General features: G+C 50.0%; 1 rRNA gene (cut by both window edges). It reads left to right on the forward strand.

Features of this window, described 5'->3' with window-relative positions:
* A 23S ribosomal RNA gene (locus RBU59_RS18335) occupies positions 1–2,500 on the forward strand (it extends past both window edges: 167 nt to the left, 251 nt to the right).

A 2,500-nucleotide genomic window follows, 5' to 3' on the forward strand; every position in this document is an offset into this window, starting at 1 on the left:
GCCATACAGAGGGAACCCGGGGAACTGAAACATCTAAGTACCCGGAGGAAAAGAAAGAAAACTCGATTTCCAAAGTAGCGGCGAGCGAAATGGAAACAGCCTAAACCGAAGAATTTATTCTTCGGGGTTATGGACCGCAACAAGTGAGTTTTAGGATAGCAGAATGGTTTTGGGAAAGCCAGCCAAAGAGAGTGAAAGCCTCGTATGCAAAATCCGAAGACAGCGAGCGGGATCCGAAGTACCACGAGACACGAGAAACCTTGTGGGAAGTCGGGGGGACCACCCCCCAAGGCTAAATACTACTTAGTGACCGATAGAGCATAGTACTGTGAAGGAAAGGTGAAAAGAACCCCGGGAGGGGAGTGAAAGAGAACCTGAAACCCTGTGTTTACAAGCTGTGGAACCTCTATTTACAGAGGAACCGCGTACTTTTTGTAGAACGGTCCGGCGAGTTACATTTACTGGCAAGGTTAAGGTCGTAAAGACTGAAGCCGAAGGGAAACCAAGTCTGAATAGGGCGTAATTATTCTTACGAATAATGCAAGTCAGTGAATGTAGACCCGAAACCGGGTGATCTACCCATGTCCAGGTTGAAGCTGCCGTAAAAGGTGGTGGAGGACCGAACACACATCCGTTGAAAAGGGTGGTGATGAGGTGTGGGTAGGGGAGAAATTCCAATCGAACCCGGAGATAGCTGGTTCTCCTCGAAATAGCTTTAGGGCTAGCCTTGATTTAGTCTGATGGAGGTAGAGCACTGAATATCCTAGGGGGCGTCAAAGCTTACCGAAGATTATCAAACTCCGAATGCCATACAGATGATGATCAGGAGTCAGACTACACGAGATAAGTTGGGTAGTCAAAAGGGAAAAAGCCCAGACCACCAGCTAAGGTCCCAAAGTGCGTGTTAAGTGGAAAAGGATGTGGGATTTCGAAAACAACTAGGATGTTGGCTTAGAAGCAGCCATACATTAAAAGAGTGCGTAATAGCTCACTAGTCGAGAGGTCCTGCGCCGAAAATGTCCGGGGCTAAAACACGACACCGAAGCTGTGGAATTGCATTCATGCAATTGGTAGAGGAGCATTCTTAACTGCGACGAAGCGTTACCGTAAGGAGACGTGGAGTGTTAAGAAGAGAGAATGCCGGAATGAGTAGCGAGATAGAAGTGAGAATCTTCTAGGCCGAATATCCAAGGTTTCCAGAGTAAAGCTGATCTGCTCTGGGTAAGTCGGGACCTAAGGCGAGGTCGAAAGACGTAGTCGATGGACAACAGGTTGAAATTCCTGTACCTTATATAAACAGAACTGTGGGGACGCAGAGAGAAAGCCAGAGCCGGGAATGGAAAAACCGGTGCAAGCGTGGTAGTAGTGTGGCAGGCAAATCCGTCACACAATACGAAGACGTGATGCGGACCGAAATTTAAAGTAGGGAAGCTGGTGAGCTAACTGCCAAGAAAAGCCGCTATTGTTTTATATAAGCCCGTACCGTAAACCGACACAGGTGGATGAGGAGAGAATCCTAAGGCCGACGGGAGAAGCATTGTTAAGGAACTCGGCAAAATAACCTCGTAACTTCGGGAGAAGAGGTGCCTGTAGAAATACAGGCCGCAGAGAATTGGCCCAAGCAACTGTTTAGCAAAAACACAGGTCTATGCAAAACCGAAAGGTGAAGTATATGGGCTGACGCCTGCCCGGTGCTGGAAGGTTAAGGGGAGATGTTAGGAGCAATCCGAAGCGTTGAACTTAAGCCCCAGTAAACGGCGGCCGTAACTATAACGGTCCTAAGGTAGCGAAATTCCTTGTCGGGTAAGTTCCGACCCGCACGAAAGGCGTAATGATTTGGGCACTGTCTCGACAATGCACCCGGTGAAATTGAAATACCAGTGAAGATGCTGGTTACCTGCGCCAGGACGGAAAGACCCCATGGAGCTTTACTCTAGCTTGATACTGGGATTCGGTATTGCATGCACAGGATAGGTGGGAGGCTTGGAAGCTACGACTCCGGTCGTGGTGGAGCCACTGTTGGGATACCACCCTTGCAGTATTGGATTTCTAACATGTGCCCGTGATCCGGGCAGTGGACAATGTCAGGTGGGGAGTTTGACTGGGGCGGTCGCCTCCGAAAGGGTATCGGAGGCGCTCAAAGGTCTTCTCAGAATGGTTGGAAACCATTCGCAGAGTGCAAAGGCATAAGAAGGCTTGACTGCGACACCGACGGGTGGAGCAGGTAGGAAACTAGGACTTAGTGATCCGGTGGTATAAAGTGGGATTGCCATCGCTCAACGGATAAAAGCTACCCTGGGGATAACAGGCTTATCACTCCCAAGAGTTCACATCGACGGAGTGGTTTGGCACCTCGATGTCGGCTCATCGCATCCTGGGGCTGTAGTAGGTCCCAAGGGTTGGGCTGTTCGCCCATTAAAGCGGTACGCGAGCTGGGTTCAGAACGTCGTGAGACAGTTCGGTCCCTATCCGGCGCGGGCGTAGGATATTTGAGAGGAGC

Source organism: Anaerocolumna sp. MB42-C2, assembly GCF_030913705.1.
In the GTDB taxonomy this organism is placed as follows: Bacteria; Bacillota; Clostridia; order Lachnospirales; family Lachnospiraceae; genus Anaerocolumna.